This window comes from Bradyrhizobium yuanmingense (genome assembly GCF_029167105.1).
Classification (GTDB): domain Bacteria; phylum Pseudomonadota; class Alphaproteobacteria; order Rhizobiales; family Xanthobacteraceae; genus Bradyrhizobium; species Bradyrhizobium yuanmingense_A.
This window is the reverse complement of the sequence record NZ_JARFML010000136.1, coordinates 1-420: the sequence shown is the minus strand read 5'-3', so window position 1 is coordinate 420 and position 420 is coordinate 1. Positions and strand designations below refer to the sequence as shown.

At 33.6% G+C, this 420-nt stretch carries 1 protein-coding gene; it reads right to left on the bottom strand.

All coding sequences use genetic code 11. The features are described 5' to 3' along the window. A partial coding sequence (locus P0R31_RS41330; protein ID WP_430516906.1) for an MFS transporter occupies positions 1-361 on the bottom strand: 361 nt, incomplete at its 3' end. Positions 362-420 lie beyond the last annotated feature (59 nt).

The window sequence follows — 420 nt, the reverse complement described above, 5'->3', positions numbered from 1 at the left end:
ATATCCATGCAATTAAAACGACTAAAGACATCATGAAGGCAAAGCGTGTTGGGTGCACTTTGATAAGTAGATTCATAAAAACCATACCTATCAATAGGCCTAACAACCATGAAAAATAAACATAGCCCATTTGTTTGCCACGTTTATCTTCTTCAACACTGGATAACATAATGACCCAAATAGGACTAACTGCAATACCGAGCATCATAGCACTAAATATGATTATAAAAGGTGATGCTGGAAACCAAATAACTAAAAATAAACTTGTAAATGCTAAAATAAATCCAGTCGTTAAAACGATTTTTGTGCCGAATTTTTTCAGTAAAAAGCCTATAACAAAGTTTGTAGATGCATCAGCAATAAAATGTATTGAAAATGCTAGAGACGTTATTGCTACAGCAATGGATGTAACTGTTGGCA